General features: G+C 71.7%; 17 protein-coding genes. 10 read left to right on the plus strand and 7 right to left on the minus strand.

Features of this window, described 5'->3' with window-relative positions; genetic code table 11:
- The first annotated feature begins 38 nt into the window (after positions 1–38).
- On the plus strand, positions 39–1,244 hold the full coding sequence (locus tag ACWGH0_RS30325; RefSeq protein WP_453407463.1) for a sensor histidine kinase: 1,206 nt from the start codon (positions 39–41) through the stop codon (positions 1,242–1,244).
- Positions 1,245–1,290: 46 nt separating this feature from the next.
- Positions 1,291–1,977, plus strand: a complete 687-nt coding sequence (locus ACWGH0_RS30330; RefSeq protein WP_453407464.1) for a response regulator — start codon at positions 1,291–1,293, stop codon at positions 1,975–1,977.
- A 69-nt stretch (positions 1,978–2,046) separates the two neighbouring features.
- Here the strand turns inward: ACWGH0_RS30330 and ACWGH0_RS30335 are convergent, their stop codons facing one another.
- The 4 genes from ACWGH0_RS30335 to ACWGH0_RS30350 all read right to left on the minus strand — a co-directional run bounded on the left by ACWGH0_RS30335 (position 2,047) and on the right by ACWGH0_RS30350 (position 5,543).
- Positions 2,047–2,994, minus strand: coding sequence for a hypothetical protein (locus ACWGH0_RS30335; RefSeq protein WP_453407465.1), 948 nt, complete (start codon positions 2,992–2,994; stop codon positions 2,047–2,049).
- Positions 2,995–3,079: 85 nt separating this feature from the next.
- Positions 3,080–4,060, minus strand: coding sequence for an ABC transporter substrate-binding protein (locus ACWGH0_RS30340; RefSeq protein WP_453407466.1), 981 nt, complete (start codon positions 4,058–4,060; stop codon positions 3,080–3,082).
- A gap of 52 nt (positions 4,061–4,112) precedes the next feature.
- Positions 4,113–4,799: an ABC transporter permease gene (locus ACWGH0_RS30345; protein WP_453407467.1), complete on the minus strand. Its 687-nt coding sequence runs from the start codon at positions 4,797–4,799 to the stop codon at positions 4,113–4,115.
- Between the two features lie 3 nt (positions 4,800–4,802).
- A complete protein-coding gene (locus ACWGH0_RS30350; RefSeq protein WP_453407468.1) occupies positions 4,803–5,543 on the minus strand; it encodes an ABC transporter permease in 741 nt (246 codons plus the stop codon).
- Positions 5,544–5,685: 142 nt separating this feature from the next.
- Between ACWGH0_RS30350 and ACWGH0_RS30355 the strand changes: the two genes are divergently transcribed.
- The gene (locus ACWGH0_RS30355; protein ID WP_453407469.1) at positions 5,686–6,852 is read left to right on the plus strand and encodes an ABC transporter ATP-binding protein; all 1,167 of its coding nucleotides are present in this window, start codon (positions 5,686–5,688) and stop codon (positions 6,850–6,852) included.
- On the opposite strand, the gene ACWGH0_RS30360 is transcribed toward ACWGH0_RS30355, so the two are convergent.
- Positions 6,839–7,951, minus strand: a complete 1,113-nt coding sequence (locus tag ACWGH0_RS30360; protein WP_453407470.1) for an alpha/beta hydrolase — start codon at positions 7,949–7,951, stop codon at positions 6,839–6,841. The genes ACWGH0_RS30355 and ACWGH0_RS30360 overlap by 14 nt on opposite strands.
- Before the next feature lie 139 nt (positions 7,952–8,090).
- Here ACWGH0_RS30360 and ACWGH0_RS30365 point away from each other — a divergent pair, with 139 nt between their 5' ends.
- Positions 8,091–9,941 carry a phosphatidylglycerol lysyltransferase domain-containing protein gene (locus tag ACWGH0_RS30365; protein WP_453407471.1) on the plus strand — a complete coding sequence of 617 codons (1,851 nt, stop codon included), beginning with the start codon at positions 8,091–8,093 and terminating at the stop codon, positions 9,939–9,941.
- Between the two features lie 14 nt (positions 9,942–9,955).
- On the opposite strand, the gene ACWGH0_RS30370 is transcribed toward ACWGH0_RS30365, so the two are convergent.
- Entirely contained in the window at positions 9,956–10,882 is a 927-nt protein-coding gene (locus tag ACWGH0_RS30370) for an NADP-dependent oxidoreductase (RefSeq protein ID WP_453407472.1), read from the minus strand.
- A 127-nt stretch (positions 10,883–11,009) separates the two neighbouring features.
- Here ACWGH0_RS30370 and ACWGH0_RS30375 point away from each other — a divergent pair, with 127 nt between their 5' ends.
- From ACWGH0_RS30375 to ACWGH0_RS30400, 6 genes are all read left to right on the plus strand, one after another.
- The gene (locus ACWGH0_RS30375; RefSeq protein ID WP_453407473.1) at positions 11,010–11,462 is read left to right on the plus strand and encodes a MarR family winged helix-turn-helix transcriptional regulator; all 453 of its coding nucleotides are present in this window, start codon (positions 11,010–11,012) and stop codon (positions 11,460–11,462) included.
- Between the two features lie 16 nt (positions 11,463–11,478).
- Positions 11,479–12,348, plus strand: coding sequence for a dihydropteroate synthase (folP, locus tag ACWGH0_RS30380; protein ID WP_453407474.1), 870 nt, complete (start codon positions 11,479–11,481; stop codon positions 12,346–12,348).
- Entirely contained in the window at positions 12,345–12,797 is a 453-nt protein-coding gene (locus ACWGH0_RS30385) for a nuclear transport factor 2 family protein (protein ID WP_453407475.1), read from the plus strand. The genes folP and ACWGH0_RS30385 overlap by 4 nt, the downstream gene beginning before the upstream one ends.
- A 190-nt stretch (positions 12,798–12,987) precedes the next feature.
- Positions 12,988–13,347: a dihydroneopterin aldolase gene (gene folB / locus ACWGH0_RS30390; protein ID WP_453407476.1), complete on the plus strand. Its 360-nt coding sequence runs from the start codon at positions 12,988–12,990 to the stop codon at positions 13,345–13,347.
- A complete protein-coding gene (gene folK / locus ACWGH0_RS30395; protein WP_453407477.1) occupies positions 13,344–13,943 on the plus strand; it encodes a 2-amino-4-hydroxy-6-hydroxymethyldihydropteridine diphosphokinase in 600 nt (199 codons plus the stop codon). Before folB ends, folK begins: the two co-directional genes overlap by 4 nt.
- 79 nt (positions 13,944–14,022) lie before the next feature.
- Positions 14,023–14,505, plus strand: coding sequence for a DUF3180 domain-containing protein (locus tag ACWGH0_RS30400; protein WP_453407478.1), 483 nt, complete (start codon positions 14,023–14,025; stop codon positions 14,503–14,505).
- Positions 14,506–14,587: 82 nt separating this feature from the next.
- On the opposite strand, the gene folE is transcribed toward ACWGH0_RS30400, so the two are convergent.
- The gene (gene folE / locus ACWGH0_RS30405; RefSeq protein WP_453407479.1) at positions 14,588–15,193 is read right to left on the minus strand and encodes a GTP cyclohydrolase I FolE; all 606 of its coding nucleotides are present in this window, start codon (positions 15,191–15,193) and stop codon (positions 14,588–14,590) included.
- Between the last annotated feature and the right edge of the window lie 96 nt (positions 15,194–15,289).

The raw sequence follows: 15,289 nt of genomic DNA on the forward strand, positions 1-15,289 counted from the left end.
GACCCCTGCACCTATCTGATTTCCTTACGCTGGGTTACGTGCAACGCCTCTACGATTTCCTCCGCAGGCACCCGACGACTGTCGACAGCTTCTGGGCTGTGATGCTCCTCGGGTTCTCCCTGCTGTGGGCCGTACAGGCGTCGATGGGCACCGAGCCGCGCATCGCGGCCGTCCCGATCGTCACGCTGCTCTCCCTCGTGGTGGCCCTGCGCCGCCGCGCCCCGGAGAAGATGCTGCTGCTGGCGGCCCTGATGGGCGTGGCGCAGCTGGTGCTGGACGTGGAGGTCAATCCGGCCGACTGGGCGATGCTCGTCATCATCTACACGGTCGCCGCGAGCGACGGGCCGCGCTGGGCCTCGCGCGTCGCGCTGTTCGGCGGCCTGACGGCGGCGCCGCTCGCCCAACTGCGCTGGCCCGCCGACCCGGCCAACAACTCGGCCCTGGCCTCCGTCTTCTTCACCGTCGTCATGGCCCTGCCGTTCGCGCTGGCGTGGGTCCTCGGGGACTCCCTGCGCACGCGGAGGGCGTACTTCGCCGAACTGGAGGAGCGCGCCGCCCGGCTGGAGAAGGAGCGCGAGGCGCAGTCGAAGGTGGCCGTCGCCGCCGAGCGGGCCCGTATCGCCCGCGAACTGCACGACGTCGTCGCGCACAACGTCTCGGTCATGGTGGTGCAGGCGGACGGCGCGGCGTACGTCATGGACGCCTCGCCCGCCCAGGCCCGGCAGGCGCTGGAGACGATCTCGACGACCGGCCGCCAGGCGCTCGCCGAGATGCGGCGGCTGCTGGGCGTGCTGCGGACCGGTGAGCACCAGGAGGGCGGCGAGTACGTGCCCCAGCCCGACGTGGAGCAGATCGAGGACCTGGTCGAGCAGGTCCGTACGGCCGGGCTGACCGTCGACTTCAAGATCGAGGGCACGCCGAGGCCGCTGCCGAGCGGGGTGGAACTCACGGCGTACCGCATCGTGCAGGAGGCCCTCACCAACACGCGCAAGCACGGCGGACCGGAGGCGGGCGCGAGCGTCCGCCTCGTGTACTTCGACGACGGGCTCGGCCTGCTCGTTGAGGACGACGGGCGGGGCGCGGCGCACGAACTGTACGAGGACGGCGGCGCCGACGGGCGGGGGCACGGCCTGATCGGCATGCGCGAGCGCGTCGGTATGGTCGGCGGCACGCTCGACGCGGGACCGCGGCCGGGCGGCGGCTTCCGGATCAGCGCGCTGCTGCCGCTCAAACCGGCCCACTGAGGCCACCGACCATGACCGGACACGCCGACGAAAGGCACCCCACCCCATGTCCATCCGCGTAATGCTCGTAGACGACCAGGTGCTGCTGCGCACCGGATTCCGGATGGTCCTGGCGGCCCAGCCGGACATGGAGGTCGTCGCGGAGGCCGGTGACGGGGCGGAGGCGATCGAGGTGCTGCGGGCCACGGCGGTGGACGTCGTCCTGATGGACGTACGCATGCCGAGGCTGGACGGGGTGGAGGCGACGCGGCGCATCTGCGCGGACCCCGACGCCCCCAAAGTGCTCATCCTGACCACCTTCGACCTGGACGAGTACGCCTTCTCCGGGCTGAAGGCCGGGGCCAGCGGCTTCATGCTGAAGGACGTGCCGCCGGGTGAGCTGCTGGCCGCCATCCGGTCGGTGCACAGCGGAGACGCGGTCGTCGCGCCGTCCACGACGCGGCGCCTGCTGGACCGGTTCGCCCCGATGCTGCCCAGCACGGGCAAGGAGACGCGGGCCGTCGACACCGCCCTGGCGCGGCTCACCGAGCGGGAGCGCGAGGTGATGCTGCTGGTGGCGCAGGGCATGTCGAACGGGGAGATCGCCGCGCGGCTGGTGCTGTCGGAAGCCACGGTCAAGACGCACGTCGGCCGCATCCTGACCAAGCTCGGCCTGCGCGACCGGGTCCAGGTGGTGGTGCTGGCGTACGAGTCGGGGCTGGTCCGCGCGGGCGGCGGCGGCGCCCTGTCGTAGGCCGCGCCGCGCCTTCCCCCGGGCCGCGCGGCCGTCACAGCGGGGCGCGGGCGGGAAGCCCGTGCGGGGTTACGAGATCGCGCTGCGCAGGACGACCACGTCGAGTTGTTCCGTCTCGTCGTGGGCCGTCAGGTCGATGACCTGGCCGGCCTCCCGGTTGCCGTGGTTGTCCGCACCCCGGCGGGCGTCGGCCAGCGCCTCCTCGCCCACCACGTCCGCGAGGTCCTCGTTCTGCACCGCCTCGATCGCCGCGGCGGCCGACTTCTGGTTGCCGAAGAAGTCGAAGCCCCCCTGGGCGCGCGAGGAGCGGCGGCGCTCGGCGGAGTACGGGACGACGGCGGACGACGGGCGAGCGCGTCCCGGGGCGGACGCGGCGTCGCTACCGGCGGCCGCCTCGTGCTTCCCCTCCGGCTCCGCCACCTTGCGGTCGTGCGCCTCGCGCGCCTCACGTGATGCCTGCTCGGCCGCGTTGCGCGAGAGCTTGTCCAGCGCCATGGACGCGCGCAGGTACGCGGACGGCGTCGGCGAACTCCCTGCGGCCGGCAGCGCCTTCGCGGGGGCGGCGGCCTCGATCGCCAGCAGGCGGCGGCCTTCCAGGGCGCTGGCCCGCTCGGTCTCCGCCGTCGCGTAGCGGCGCAGCAGGGCGGCGTGTTCGCCGCGCAGTGCGGCGAGTTCGACCCGCTTGGCGCGCAGCTTCGCGTCGAGCCTGGACCGCAGCTCGCGCGACTCCTCGATGTCCGACTCGAGGTCCGCTATGCGCTCCTCGGTCTTCCACTCGTCGCTCGCGCGCGCCCGCGTCAGCTCCGCCACCCGCCGGCCCGCCGCACGGTCCCAGCCGCGCATGAGGACCGCGCCGGTGACCGCCGCGGCGGCTGCCGCCGCGACCAGACCGCGCAGCACCACCGGTTCCGTGAACAACAAGGCGCCGGCGGCGCACAATATCGACGCGCCGGCGACCGCGGCAGGCGGAAGGATCCTGTGCAGGGGTGGCGAATGGCGGTGGCGTCCACGTGGCATGGCCTGAAATTTACCGTGCGTAGACGACGGATGGGGCCCCGCCCGGCAAAGTGTTCCCGGGCGGTTACCCAATTCCCCGCACGGGTTACTTCTTGATCAGCCCCTTCGACTCCAGGTACTCCTTCGCGGCGTCGGCGGGCTTCTCCCGTTCCGCGTCGATCCTGCGGTTCAGCTCGACCAGATCACCGGTGGTGAGCACCTTGGTGAGCTTGCCGAGAGCGTCCGCTATCTCCGGCGTTCCGGCGTCCTTCGCATTGACGACCGGCAGTACGTTGTCGGCGTTCTGGAGCTTCTTGTCGTCCTCCAGGAGCACGAGTCCGAACTCCTTGAGCGTCGCGTCCGTCGTGGTGGTCAGTACGAGCTGGTCGGCCCCCTCCTTCACGGCCTGCTTGGCCTGCGGAGTGCCCACGCCCTTGGGGTCGACGCCGGTGACGTCGATCCCGTACTCCTTCTTCAGACCGGGGGCGCAGAAGGGCCGGACCTCGCACTCGTCGCCCGCCGCGATCTTCACCTCGAGCTTGGACTCACCAAGATCGGAAAGGGTCTTCAGGTTGTGCTTCGCGGCGTATTCCCGGCTCACCGCGAAGGCGTTCTGGTCTACCGCCCCACCGGCCGGCAGCACCTTCAGTCCGCGCGGCTGCGCGAGCTTCTCCAGTGCTTCGACGGTGGCGGCCACATCGCTGGACGCGACCGGATTCTTCTCCGGCGCCTTGGGCCCGTTCGTCTTCGCGTTGAGGAATTCCGCAAGCGTAGCCGCGTATTCCGGTACGACGTCGATCTCGCCCTTCTCCAGGGCGGGTTCGTAGAGTTCGCGGTTCTCCACCGTCTTCACGGAGGTGGCGTATCCGGCCTCCGACAGGACCTGCGCGTACAGCTCGGCCAGCACCTTGGACTCGGTGAACCCGGCGGACCCGACGACCAGCGACGCCTTCTTGCCGCCGTCACCGGCCTTGACCCCGCCGCCCTCCTTGCCCTTCTCCAGGCTGTCGCCGCCGCACGCCACCAGCCCGGCGGCCAGTGCGATCACGGCCACCGCCGCACCCGCCGTACGCGAGGTTCCGCTCATGAGGTTCACCATCCAAGAGAAAGAAGAAGGAACAGGGGACAGGGGAGACAGATCAGGCCGTCCGCCGCACGGCGCCGCGCCGGCGCGTCGGATCGAGCAGCCGGTCGGCCGCCACCAGCGCGCCCTCCACGAGCAGCGCCAGCCCGGCGACCAGCAGCGCGCCGGCCACCACCTGCGGTGTGTCGTACGTGTTGAAGCCGGCCGTGATGATCCGACCGAGGCCGCCCTCGCCCGCCATGGCGGCGAGGGTGGCGGTCGCGACGACCTGGACGGCCGCCGACCGGAGCCCGGTCATCACCATCGGGTACGCGAGGGGCAGTTCGACCCGCAGGAACACCTGCCGGCCCGACATGCCCATTCCGCGCGCGGCCTCCACCACCGCCCGGTCGACCTCCCGCATGCCGATGTACGCGTTGGTGAGCAGCGGCGGCACGGCGAACAGCACCAGCGCGACGATCGTCGGCAGGTCGCCCTGCTTCCCCAGCGGGGTGAGGGTCAGCAGGACCAGCACCGCGAGGGTGGGGATCGCCCGCCCCACGTTGGAGAGGTTGACCGCGAGCGCGCCGCCGCGCCCGAGGTGTCCGAGCCAGAACGCCACGGGCAGCGCGATCAGGCAGGACAGCAGCAGGCACACACCGCTGAAGTAGAGGTGCTCGGCGAGCCGGTTCCAGACCCCGCTCTCGCCCTGCCAGTTGGCGCCCGTCGCCAGCCACGTGAACGCGTCCCCTATCGCTCCCACGGGTCAGCCTGCCTTCACGAGCCGGGTGGCGCGGGCCGACGCACGCCCCGCACGGGTACGAGGCGCACGCGTTCTCGTCCACGGGGTCAGCGCCCGCTGGAGGCCGAGCAGCAGCAGGTCGGCCGCCACCGCGAGGAGCACACAGATCACCGACGCCGTCAGCACCTGGGCCTTGAAGAGGGAGTCGAGGCCGTCCACGATCAGGGTCCCCAGTCCGCCGTACCCCACGATCGCGCCGACCGTCGTGAGCGCGACCGTGGACACCGTGGCGATCCGCACGCCCGCCAGCACCGCGGGCAGCGCCAGCGGCAGTTCGACCTCCCACAGCAGCCGCGCCCGGCCGTACCCCATGCCGAGCGCGGCCTCCCGCGCCTCCGCCGGCACCGCTTCGAGGCCGGCCAGGATGTTGCGCACGAGGACGGTGAGCGAATAGAGGACGAGCCCCGTGACCACGACGGCCGCGGACAGGCCGAACACCGGCAGCAGCAGCGAGAACATCGCCAGCGAGGGGACCGTGTAGAGCACGGTCGTCAGGCCGAGCACCGGTCCGGCGAACCGCGAGCGGCGGCCGTCCCGGCCGCGAGCGAGCAGCGCCAGCGGGAAGGCGATCAGCAGCCCGATCACCACGGAAACCAGGGTGATCCAGACATGCTGGACGGTCGCGTCGGCCAACTCCTGGCTCCGGGAGCGGACGTACTCGCCGCAGATCCAGTCGTTCGCCGTCAGACAGCTCCGGCCGCTCATGCCCCCCACCTCCCCCGAGAACTCGAACCCATGTACTCATGCGCGCATTGCGACGACCTTATCCCCGGCCACTGACAGCCACCGGAATCCGCCACACTCCCGCAACATGGTGGTGACAGCCGCCCGGCCACAATGGGGAGCCATGATCCGATTCGAGCACGTCACCAAGCGGTACGCCGACGGCACCACCGCCGTCGACGACCTCTCCTTCGAAGTCGCCGAGGGCGAACTGGTCACGCTCGTCGGACCGTCCGGCTGCGGCAAGACCACCACCATGAAGATGGTGAACCGGCTGATCGAGCCGACCGGCGGCCGGGTACTCATCGACGGGGAGGACATCTCCACCGTCGACCCGGTCCGGCTCCGCCGCCGTATCGGCTACGTCATCCAGCAGGTCGGACTCTTCCCGCACAAGACGGTCCTGGAGAACACGGCGACCGTCCCCCAGCTGCTCGGCGTCAAGCGCGCCAAGGCCCGCGAGCGCGCCGCCGAACTGCTCGACCTGGTCGGCCTCGACCCGTCGGTCCACGGCGACCGCTACCCCGACCAGCTCTCCGGCGGCCAGCGCCAGCGCGTCGGCGTGGCCAGGGCGCTGGCCGCCGATCCGCCCGTACTGCTCATGGACGAGCCGTTCGGTGCAGTCGACCCAGTGGTCCGCGAGCACCTCCAGAGCGAGTTCCTGCGGCTCCAGTCGCAGGTGCGCAAGACAGTCCTCTTCGTCACCCACGACATCGAGGAGGCCGTCCGGCTCGGCGACCGCATCGCCGTCTACGGGCAGGGCAGGATCGAGCAGTTCGACGCGCCTGCCGCCGTCCTGGGCGCGCCCGCCACCCCGTACGTCGCCGATTTCGTCGGCGCCGACCGGGGCCTGAAGCGGCTCTCCGTCACGCCCATCGAGCCCGGCGACCTGGAGCAGCCGCCGGTCGTCCACCTCGACGACCCGGTCGGGCGGGCGGCGGCCGAGCTGACCGCGGGGGGCGCCCGCTGGGCCGTCGTGCTCGACGCCGCGGACGAGCTGCACGGCTGGATCTCCGCCGAGCAGGTCCGCTCGGCCACCGGGACGGTGCGGGAGCACGCGCGCCGGATGGAGGCGTGGCTGCCCGTCGGAGCCTCGCTGAAGCAGGCGTTCGCCACGATGCTCCAGCACGACGCCGGCTGGATCGCGGTCGTCGACGAGCAGAGCGCGGGCCGCTTCCTCGGCGTGCTCACGCCCGCCCGCCTCCACGAGGCGCTGCGCCGGTCCATCGACGCCGACGCGCAGGACGTTCCCCGTACCGCCGTCGCGGTGGAGTCGGTCAGTTCGCCCTGAGCCGGTCGCTGATCCACTCCATGGCGGCCGGTATCTCGCGCCGCCAGGTACCGAAGTTGTGGCCGCCCCGCTCCAGCGTGATCGAGGAGACCCGCGCGGGCGGCCGCACCTTGTCGACGAACCTCAGCGTGTCCTTCAGATTGCCCTCGCCCTCCCGGGAACTGGTCACGAGGAAGGACGTGTTCGACGGCTCGGCGTGGTCCAGGCTCCAGAACAGGTCGGCCCGCCTGCGCTCGTCCTCGTCGCCGTGGAACAGGTCACCGGTCGTCGCGTCCTCGGCGGCCCGGTAGTACGCGGACAGTCCGGCGCCCGCGCCGAAGGTCCCGGGGTGGTGGATGGCGAACTTGAGGGCGCAGTAGCCGCCGGTCGAGTTGCCGATGACGCCCCAGTTCCGCGCCCTGGTGCCGACCCGGTACGTCTCGGACACCGCCTTGGGGATGTCCACGGCGAGAAACGTCTCGGTCTGCGGGCCGTGCGGCACGTCGACGCACTCGGTGTCCCGCGGAGGCGCCACCGTCGGCCGCAGCATGACCAGGATCATCGGCTGCATCCGGCCCGCCCTGGCCTGGAGGTGCGCGGTCCGCGGGTACCGCAGGCCCTTGAGGAGGTTCTCCGGGGTGCCCGGGTATCCGGTGAGCACCAGGGCCGCCGGGAAGGTCTTCTCGGCGTACCGCGGTTTGAAGTACTCGGGCGGCAGGTACACGTACGCCTGGCTGGCGATCCTCGACTTCTCACCGGCTATGACGATCTTCTGGATCTGCCCGCCCACCGTCGGCTTCGTCCCTCCCCGCACGTCCATGCCCTGCTTGTCGACGACGGTGATGTCCCTGGCGGCGGCCGAGTGGTCGACCACCACGCCGAGTTCGGTCTCCTGGCCGAAGAGGTCGGTCCACGAGCCGTAGAAGAGGAAGGACTTGTTGGCGGCGAGTCCCAGCGTGGCGAAGAGGAGGAACTGGGTCACGACGAGCAGGGCGACACGGCCCAGCACGGAACGCCAGGTACGGTCGGCCAGCCGGGGCCAGAGCAAGACTGTGGCGACGAACAGCACGACCGCCAGGGAGGCGGCCAGTGCCAGAACCGTGTTACTCGTGAGGCCCATGATGAGGAGAAAGCTTTCTGCCTGAATATTTCTTCGGAGCGAGTAAACCCGCTCGCCGGGTGCCCCGTCCTAGAGGGAGCAAATTGTCCGGATGCCTCGGCCCCGGGACAGCAAATTTTTCGCGAAGCCACGGGAAGCGATGTCTATCAGGCTAGATGGGGATGAAACCGGAGCGGTTCCCGGTCGGGTACGGAGGATCCTGCGCGGTCCGCGGCCCGAGCGCGTGCCCTCCCTGGTCGGTACGGCCTGCGCCGTCGTGGGCCTGCTCGACATCGCGGCCGGTGTCTTCCCGCGCTTCCGGCACAGCCGGATGCACGCGGTCGCCGAGGTGCTGCCGGGGGCGGTCGGCCCGTTCGCGGCCGCGCTGGCCATCAGCGCGGGCGTACTGCTGCTGCTTCTCGCGCACGGCCTCAAGCGCCGCAAGCGGCGCGCCTGGCGGGCGGCCGTGGTGCTGCTGCCGGCCGGGGCCGCGGCGCAGTTCACCTACCGGCCGTCGGTCGTCGGCCTACTGATCTCGCTCGCGCTGCTCGGGCTCCTGCTGCGTCACCGGGGCGAGTTCGCGGCCCTGCCCGATCCGCGCAGCCGGTGGATGGCGCTCGCGAACTTCGTGCTCGTCGGCACGGGTTCGCTCGGGCTCGGACTCGTCATCGTCAGCTCCCACCCGGCGAGGGTCGTCGGCGACCCGAGCGTCGCCGAGCGCCTGGAGCACGTCCTGTACGGGCTCTTCGGGTTCGAGGGTCCCGTCGCCTACGCGGGCCGGGTCTCCTGGACCGTCGGCTACTCGCTCGGCGCGCTGGGCCTGCTCACCGCCGTCACCACCATGTACCTCGCCCTGCGGCCGGAGCACCCGGCGGCCCGCCTCACCCCGGACGACGAGCGGCGGCTGCGCGACCTGCTGGCCAGGCACGGCGGCCGTGACTCGCTCGGCCACTTCGCGCTGCGCCACGACAAGGCCGTGGTCTTCTCCCCCAGCGGCAAGGCGGCCGTCACCTACCGCGTCGTCTCCGGCGTGATGCTCGCCAGCGGCGACCCGATCGGTGACGTGGAGGCGTGGCCGGGCGCCATCGAACGCTTCATGGACGAGGCCAAGGCGCACTCGTGGACCCCGGCCGTGATGGGGTGCAGTGAGACGGGTGGCGAGGTCTGGACCCGGGAGACCGGCCTCGACGCCCTGGAGCTCGGGGACGAAGCGGTGGTGCGCGTGCCGGATTTCTCCCTCGCCGGGCGCGCCATGCGGAACGTGCGCCAGATGGTCAAGCGCATTGAGCGCGCCGGCTACGAGACCCGGGTACGCCGCGTCGGCGACCTCGGCGACGCCGAACTCGACCGTATTCGGCGCGCCGCCGCCGACTGGCGCGGCACCGACACCGAGCGCGGCTTCTCCATGGCGCTCGGCCGCATCGGGGAGCCCGGCGACGGGGACTGTGTGATCGCGACGGCCCACAAGGCGGACGGGTCGTACGGACCGAACTCGCCCCACGGCGACCTGAAGGCCGTACTCCACTTCGTCCCGTGGGGCGCCGACGGGCTGTCCCTGGACCTGATGCGCCGCGACCGCTCGGCCGACCCCGGTATGAACGAACTGCTGATCGTCGCCGCCCTCCAGGCGGCTCCCCGGCTCGGCGTCGCGCGCGTGTCGCTGAACTTCGCGATGTTCCGCTCGGCGCTCGCGCGCGGCGAGCGGATCGGCGCGGGGCCGGTGCTGCGCGTGTGGCGGGGGCTGCTGGTGTTCCTGTCCCGCTGGTTCCAGATCGAGTCGCTGTACCGGTTCAACGCCAAGTTCCGGCCCGAGTGGGAGCCGCGGTTCGTGGTCTTCAGGACCGGCCGCGACCTGCCGCGCATCGGGTTCGCCGCGATGCAGGCGGAGGGCTTCGTCACGCTGGCCCTGCCCCGCCCGTTCGCCCGGCGCGCCCCGGCCGCCCGGCGGCGGCCGTGTGCCCACCTCGAACAGCTGCGGGTGCGCCGCGAGACCGAGCAGCCGGCCGCCTGACCCCCGGAGCCGGCTCAGCCGACGCTGACGGCGATCTTGCCCCGGGTGTGGCCCCCCATGCTCAGCCGCTGGGCCTCGGCGGCCTGCTCCAGCGGGAAGACGGCGGCGACCTCCACGGTCAGCGCACCGCGTTCGGCCAGTTCGGCGAGCGCCGTCAGGTCGGCCGCGTCGGGGCGTACGAAGACGTACGAACCGCCCAGGGCCAGGACCGCGCCGTCCGCGACAGACGCGAGCCGGCCGCCGGGCGCCAGCAGCTCAGGGGAGACCTTGAGCGCGTCGCCGCCGACGAGGTCGAGCACGGCGTCGACGCCCGCGGGCGCGAGCGCCCGCACCCGGTCGGCCAGCCCCTCGCCGTACGTCACGGGTTCGGCACCGAGCGACCGCAGGAAGTCGTGGTTGCGCTCGCTCGCCGTGCCGATGACGCGGACCCCGAGGGCGCGCGCGATCTGCACCGCGAGCGCGCCCACACCGCCCGCCGCCGCGTGCACCAGCAGCGTGTCGCCCTCGCCGGTCTTCAGGTGGCGGGTGAGCGCCTGGTACGCGGTGAGGCCGGCCAGCGGCAGACCCGCGGCCGCCTCGAAGGTGAGGTTCGCGGGCTTGCGGGCCAGTGTGCGCACGGGGGCGGCGACGTACTCGGCGAAGGTGCCCCGGGAGACGAAGTCCTCCCGTACGTACCCCATGACCTCGTCGCCCGGCGCGAACTCGGTCACACCGACGCCGGCCTGCTCCACGACGCCGGCCACGTCCCAGCCGGGCACGACGGGGAAGACGGCGGTGAGAGCGGAGTCGAGGTACCCGGCCTGGATCTTCCAGTCGACGGGGTTGACCGAGGCGGCCCTGACGCGGACCAGCACGGAGTCGGGTCCGAGCTTGGGGTTCGGCACGTCGGTGTACTCGAGGACCTCGGGGCCGCCGTACGTGCGGTAGGTGATCGCCTTCATGGGGGTGCTCCTGCGAAGCTGGGGGACGAAGTGGTGCTTCCTGGACTGCTTGAGCATCTCAAGCAACAAAAAAGACCGTAGACCTAAAACTTTGAGATAGTCAAGCTTCACGCGGTAAGCTGGTGCCATGCCAGACACGATCAGGACGATCCCCACGAAGGCCCAGCTCATGGAGCGGCTCGCCGCCTCCTTCAGCGGCTACTACGGCGACTTCTCGCTCGCCGCCGCCGACGCGGGCCTCAGCGCCAGCCAGGCCAAGACCCTCGGCGTGCTGCGCACCGCCCCCGCCTCGATGCGCGCCCTCGCGACCACCCTGGCCTGTGACGCCTCCAACATCACCGGCATCGTCGACCGGCTGGAGAAGCGCGACCTCGTACGCCGCGAGGTCAGCCCGACCGACCGCCGCGTCAAGAACGTCGTGCTCACCGCCGAGGGCGAGGAGACCGTCGACGCCATCCGGGCCCGCATGCACACCACGCATGCCGCGCTCGACGCCCTCGACGAGACCGACCGGGCCGTCCTCTACGACCTCCTCGGCCGCGTCTTCTGCGGTGCGCGCGGTCCCCGCACCACCGGCTGACGCCTACGCTGGACGCATGAGTACGTTGCGCGAGCGTGGCCGGGTCGAGGGTCTGCCGGAGTGGGACCGCTGTGCGGTGATGGGGGTCGTCAACGTGACGCCCGACTCCTTCTCCGACGGCGGGCGCTGGTTCGACACGACCGCGGCGGTCAAGCGGGGCCTCGACCTCGTCGCCCAGGGCGCCGACCTGATCGACGTCGGCGGCGAGTCGACCCGCCCCGGAGCCTCCCGCGTGGACGCCGACGAGGAGCTGAAGCGGGTGATCCCCGTGGTCCGCGGCCTGGCGTCCGAGGGCGTCACCGTCTCGGTGGACACCATGCGCGCCGCCGTCGCCGAGCAGGCGGTCGCGGCCGGCGCGGTCCTGGTCAACGACGTCAGCGGCGGCCTCGCCGACCCCGCCATGATCCCGGCCGTCGCGGCGGCCGGAGCGCCGTTCGTCGTCATGCACTGGCGCGGTTTCAGCGAGCAGATGAACAGCCGCGCCGTCTACGCCGACGTGGTCGGCGAGGTCGTGTCGGAACTGCGCGCCCGCATGGACGCCGTCATAGCGGGCGGCATCGCCCCCGAGCGCATCGTCATAGACCCCGGCCTCGGCTTCGCGAAGCAGGCCGCGCACGACCTGGCCCTGGTCGCCCGGCTCAGCGAGCTGCGCGTCATCGGCCGGCCCCTGCTGGTCGCCGCCTCGCGCAAGAGGTTCCTCGGCCATGTCCTGGCCGCCGACGCCGGCGAGGGCGCGCCCCCGCCGCCCGCCCGCGAGCGCGACGCCGCCACGGCCGCCGTGTCGGCCATAGCCGCCCACGAGGGCGCCTGGGCGGTCCGCGTCCACGAGGTACGGGCGACGGCCGACGCCGTACGGGTCGCACGGGCCGTAGAGGGAGCCCTGTGAGCCGCGCGCGGACGGACGTCGAACAGGTCGAGCTGGCCAACACGGCGTTCTACGAGGCGGTCGAGCGCGGAGACTTCGAGGAGCTGTCGGTCCTCTGGCTGGAGGACGAGATCTCCTGCGTGCACCCGGGCTGGCCGGTTCTCTCCGGGCGGGGCGAGGTGCTGCGCTCGTACGCCCTGATCATGGCGAACACCGAGTACATCCAGTTCTTCCTCACCGACGTGAAGGTGACCGTCCTGGGCGACACCGCCCTGGTGGTCTGCACCGAGAACACGCTGAGCGGCGGGCCGGCCGAGGAGGCCGGCGAGCTGGGTCCGCTGGTGGGCCAGCTCATCGTGGCCACCAATGTGTTCCGCCGCACGGACGACGGCTGGAAACTGTGGTCGCACCACGGGTCCCCCGTTCTGACCGAAAACGGCGAAGAAGAGGACGACGAGACACCCGCCTGAGTGGGTAGGGGCCTGTGGAAGGTTGGCGTCCGGGGCCGTTGGGTAGGGGCGGGTACCAGTCCCAAGGCGTCTTGTCCATAGCCCCCGTGGGCGTCCGGTGCCCGTGCTCGCAGGTAGATTCGGGTGAGGGTGACGTGCCGACCGCACTCGGCGGGCGCCCTCGTTCTCTACGACAGCAGGAGTGATTCGCGTGGATCGTGTCGCGCTGCGCGGCCTCAAGGCCCGTGGGCACCACGGCGTGTTCCCCCGGGAGCGCGAAGAAGGCCAGACCTTCATCGTGGACCTGGTTCTCGGCCTCGACACCCGCCCCGCGGCGGCCGACGACGACCTGGCGAAGACCGTGCACTACGGCGTGGTGGCGGAAGAGGTCGTGGACGTCGTACAGGGCGAGCCGGTCGACCTGATCGAGACGCTCGCCGAGCGGATCGCCCAGCAGTGCCTCAAGCACGCCGGGGTGAAGGAGGTGGAGGTCTGCGTCCACAAGCCGGACGCGCCGATCACCGTCCCCTTCGACGACGTGACCATCACCATCACCCGGAGCCGAGTATGAACCCCACCCAGAGCGACCCGACCGTGCAGCCGGTGCCCGCCTCCGTGGTGGAACAGGTCGACGCGGCGGACATCACACTGTCCAACCCGAAATGGGCCGTCATCTCCCTCGGCTCGAACCTGGGCAACCGCCTGGAGACCCTCCAGGGCGCGATCGACGCCCTGGAGGACACCCCCGGGCTGCGGGTCAAGGCGGTCTCCCCGGTGTACGAGACGGAGCCCTGGGGGGTCGACCCCGGCTCCCAGCCGTCGTACTTCAACGCGGTCGTCGTCGTCAGGACCACCCTTCCGCCGGCCTCGCTCCTTGAGCGCGGCCAGGCCATCGAGGAAGCCTTCGACCGGGTCCGCGAGGAGCGCTGGGGTCCGCGCACGATCGACGTGGACATCGTGGCGTACGCCGATGTCGTCTCCGAGGACCCGCTCCTCACCCTCCCGCACCCCCGCGCCCACGAGCGCGCCTTCGTACTGGCCCCGTGGCACGACGTGGACCCCGAGGCGCAGCTGCCCGGCCGCGGGCCCGTCGCGGACCTGCTGACCGGCGTCGGCGCCACGGGCGTACTCGTCCGCCCCGACCTGGAACTCCGACTGCCCGAGTAGTCGTTAGGCTGACGGCCGGCATCGACCGGCGAACGATCATGACCGGTTGTGACATGGACCGATGTGAGGGGCGCTCTCGGTGAAGCAACTGCGGCTCGGGGTACTGGCCGGTCTCTTCGCCGTGGCGGGCGTCCTCTCGTGGGGCGGCGCCCGGCTCTGGGACACGTTCGGCACCCTTCCCGGCGTGCCGCTGGCGGCGCCGGTGGTGCTGGCCGTGATCGCCGTGGTGCTCCTGGCGACCGCGCTCTCGATCCGCTCCCGGCTGCGCGCCCAGCGCGAGCGCCGGCCGGGCGCGAAGGGCGTGGAGCCCCTGATGGCGGCCCGAGCGGTGGTTTTCGGCCAGGCGAGCGCGCTCGTCGCGTCGCTGGTCTGCGGAATGTACGGCGGCGTGGGCGTCCATCTGCTGATGAACAGCCTGGACGTCCCGGCCCGTCGCGACCAGGCCGTCTACGCGGGCCTGGCGGTGCTGGCGGGCGCGGGGGTCGTCGCCGCCGCGTTCTTCCTCGAGCGGGTCTGCAAGCTCCCGGACGACGAGGACAACGGCGCGGCGCCGACCGTCTGAGCGTCCCCGGCCGTACGGCCCCCGTGGGCACCCCCCGTGCGGGCCGGTCCGGCCCCCCGTTCGGAACCGCTGCCGTCCGCGGTCAGCGCGCCATGATCAGGCTCATCGCCTCGTTGCGGGTGGCCCCGTCGCGGAGCTGCCCGCGCACCGCCGAGGTGATGGTCTTGGCGCCCGGCTTGCGAATCCCGCGCATCGACATGCACATGTGCTCGCACTCGATGACCACGATCACACCGCGCGGCTCCAGGATTTCCATCAGCGAGTCGGCGACCTGCGTGGTGAGCCGCTCCTGCACCTGCGGGCGGCGGGCGTAGACGTCGACCAGCCGCGCCAGCTTGGACAGGCCGGTGATCTTGCCGGTGGTCGCCGGGATGTAGCCGACGTGGGCGACGCCCCTGAAGGGGACCAGATGGTGCTCACAGGTGCTGAAGACCTCGATGTCCTTGACCAGGATCATCTCGTCGTGACCGAGGTCGAACGTCGTCGTCAGCACGTCTTCGGGCTCTTGCCACAGCCCGGCGAATATTTCCTTGTACGCCCGCGCCACGCGCCCCGGCGTCGCCCGGAGCCCCTCGCGGTCCGGGTCCTCCCCGATAGCGAGGAGGAGTTCGCGTACGGCGTTCTCGGCCCGCTTCTCGTCGAACTCGCCGATGGAGCCCTCGCCGTCCAACGTCACCGGGTCGGTCATCTGTGCCTCGTTCCTTGTGCTTCACATGCCGCAAGCGGGCGGCCGTACGAAAACGGCGCGCCGAAAACGCCGCGTCCCCCAGGCTAAACCTGGGGG

It is taken from the genome of Streptomyces sp. NPDC054887, assembly GCF_053610585.1.

What these genes read in the sequence shown, in the direction of transcription:
- folE (WP_453407479.1), bottom strand. Translation starts at nt 15,193, where the DNA reads ATGACCGACCCGGTGACGTTGGACGGCGAGGGCTCCATCGGCGAGTTC.
- ACWGH0_RS30375 (WP_453407473.1), top strand. Translation starts at nt 11,010, where the DNA reads ATGCCAGACACGATCAGGACGATCCCCACGAAGGCCCAGCTCATGGAG.
- folP (WP_453407474.1), top strand. Translation starts at nt 11,479, where the DNA reads ATGAGTACGTTGCGCGAGCGTGGCCGGGTCGAGGGTCTGCCGGAGTGG.
- folK (WP_453407477.1), top strand. Translation starts at nt 13,344, where the DNA reads ATGAACCCCACCCAGAGCGACCCGACCGTGCAGCCGGTGCCCGCCTCC.
- ACWGH0_RS30335 (WP_453407465.1), bottom strand. Translation starts at nt 2,994, where the DNA reads ATGCCACGTGGACGCCACCGCCATTCGCCACCCCTGCACAGGATCCTT.
- ACWGH0_RS30365 (WP_453407471.1), top strand. Translation starts at nt 8,091, where the DNA reads ATGTCTATCAGGCTAGATGGGGATGAAACCGGAGCGGTTCCCGGTCGG.
- ACWGH0_RS30370 (WP_453407472.1), bottom strand. Translation starts at nt 10,882, where the DNA reads ATGAAGGCGATCACCTACCGCACGTACGGCGGCCCCGAGGTCCTCGAG.
- ACWGH0_RS30360 (WP_453407470.1), bottom strand. Translation starts at nt 7,951, where the DNA reads ATGGGCCTCACGAGTAACACGGTTCTGGCACTGGCCGCCTCCCTGGCG.
- ACWGH0_RS30340 (WP_453407466.1), bottom strand. Translation starts at nt 4,060, where the DNA reads ATGAGCGGAACCTCGCGTACGGCGGGTGCGGCGGTGGCCGTGATCGCA.
- ACWGH0_RS30350 (WP_453407468.1), bottom strand. Translation starts at nt 5,543, where the DNA reads ATGAGCGGCCGGAGCTGTCTGACGGCGAACGACTGGATCTGCGGCGAG.
- ACWGH0_RS30330 (WP_453407464.1), top strand. Translation starts at nt 1,291, where the DNA reads ATGTCCATCCGCGTAATGCTCGTAGACGACCAGGTGCTGCTGCGCACC.
- ACWGH0_RS30355 (WP_453407469.1), top strand. Translation starts at nt 5,686, where the DNA reads ATGATCCGATTCGAGCACGTCACCAAGCGGTACGCCGACGGCACCACC.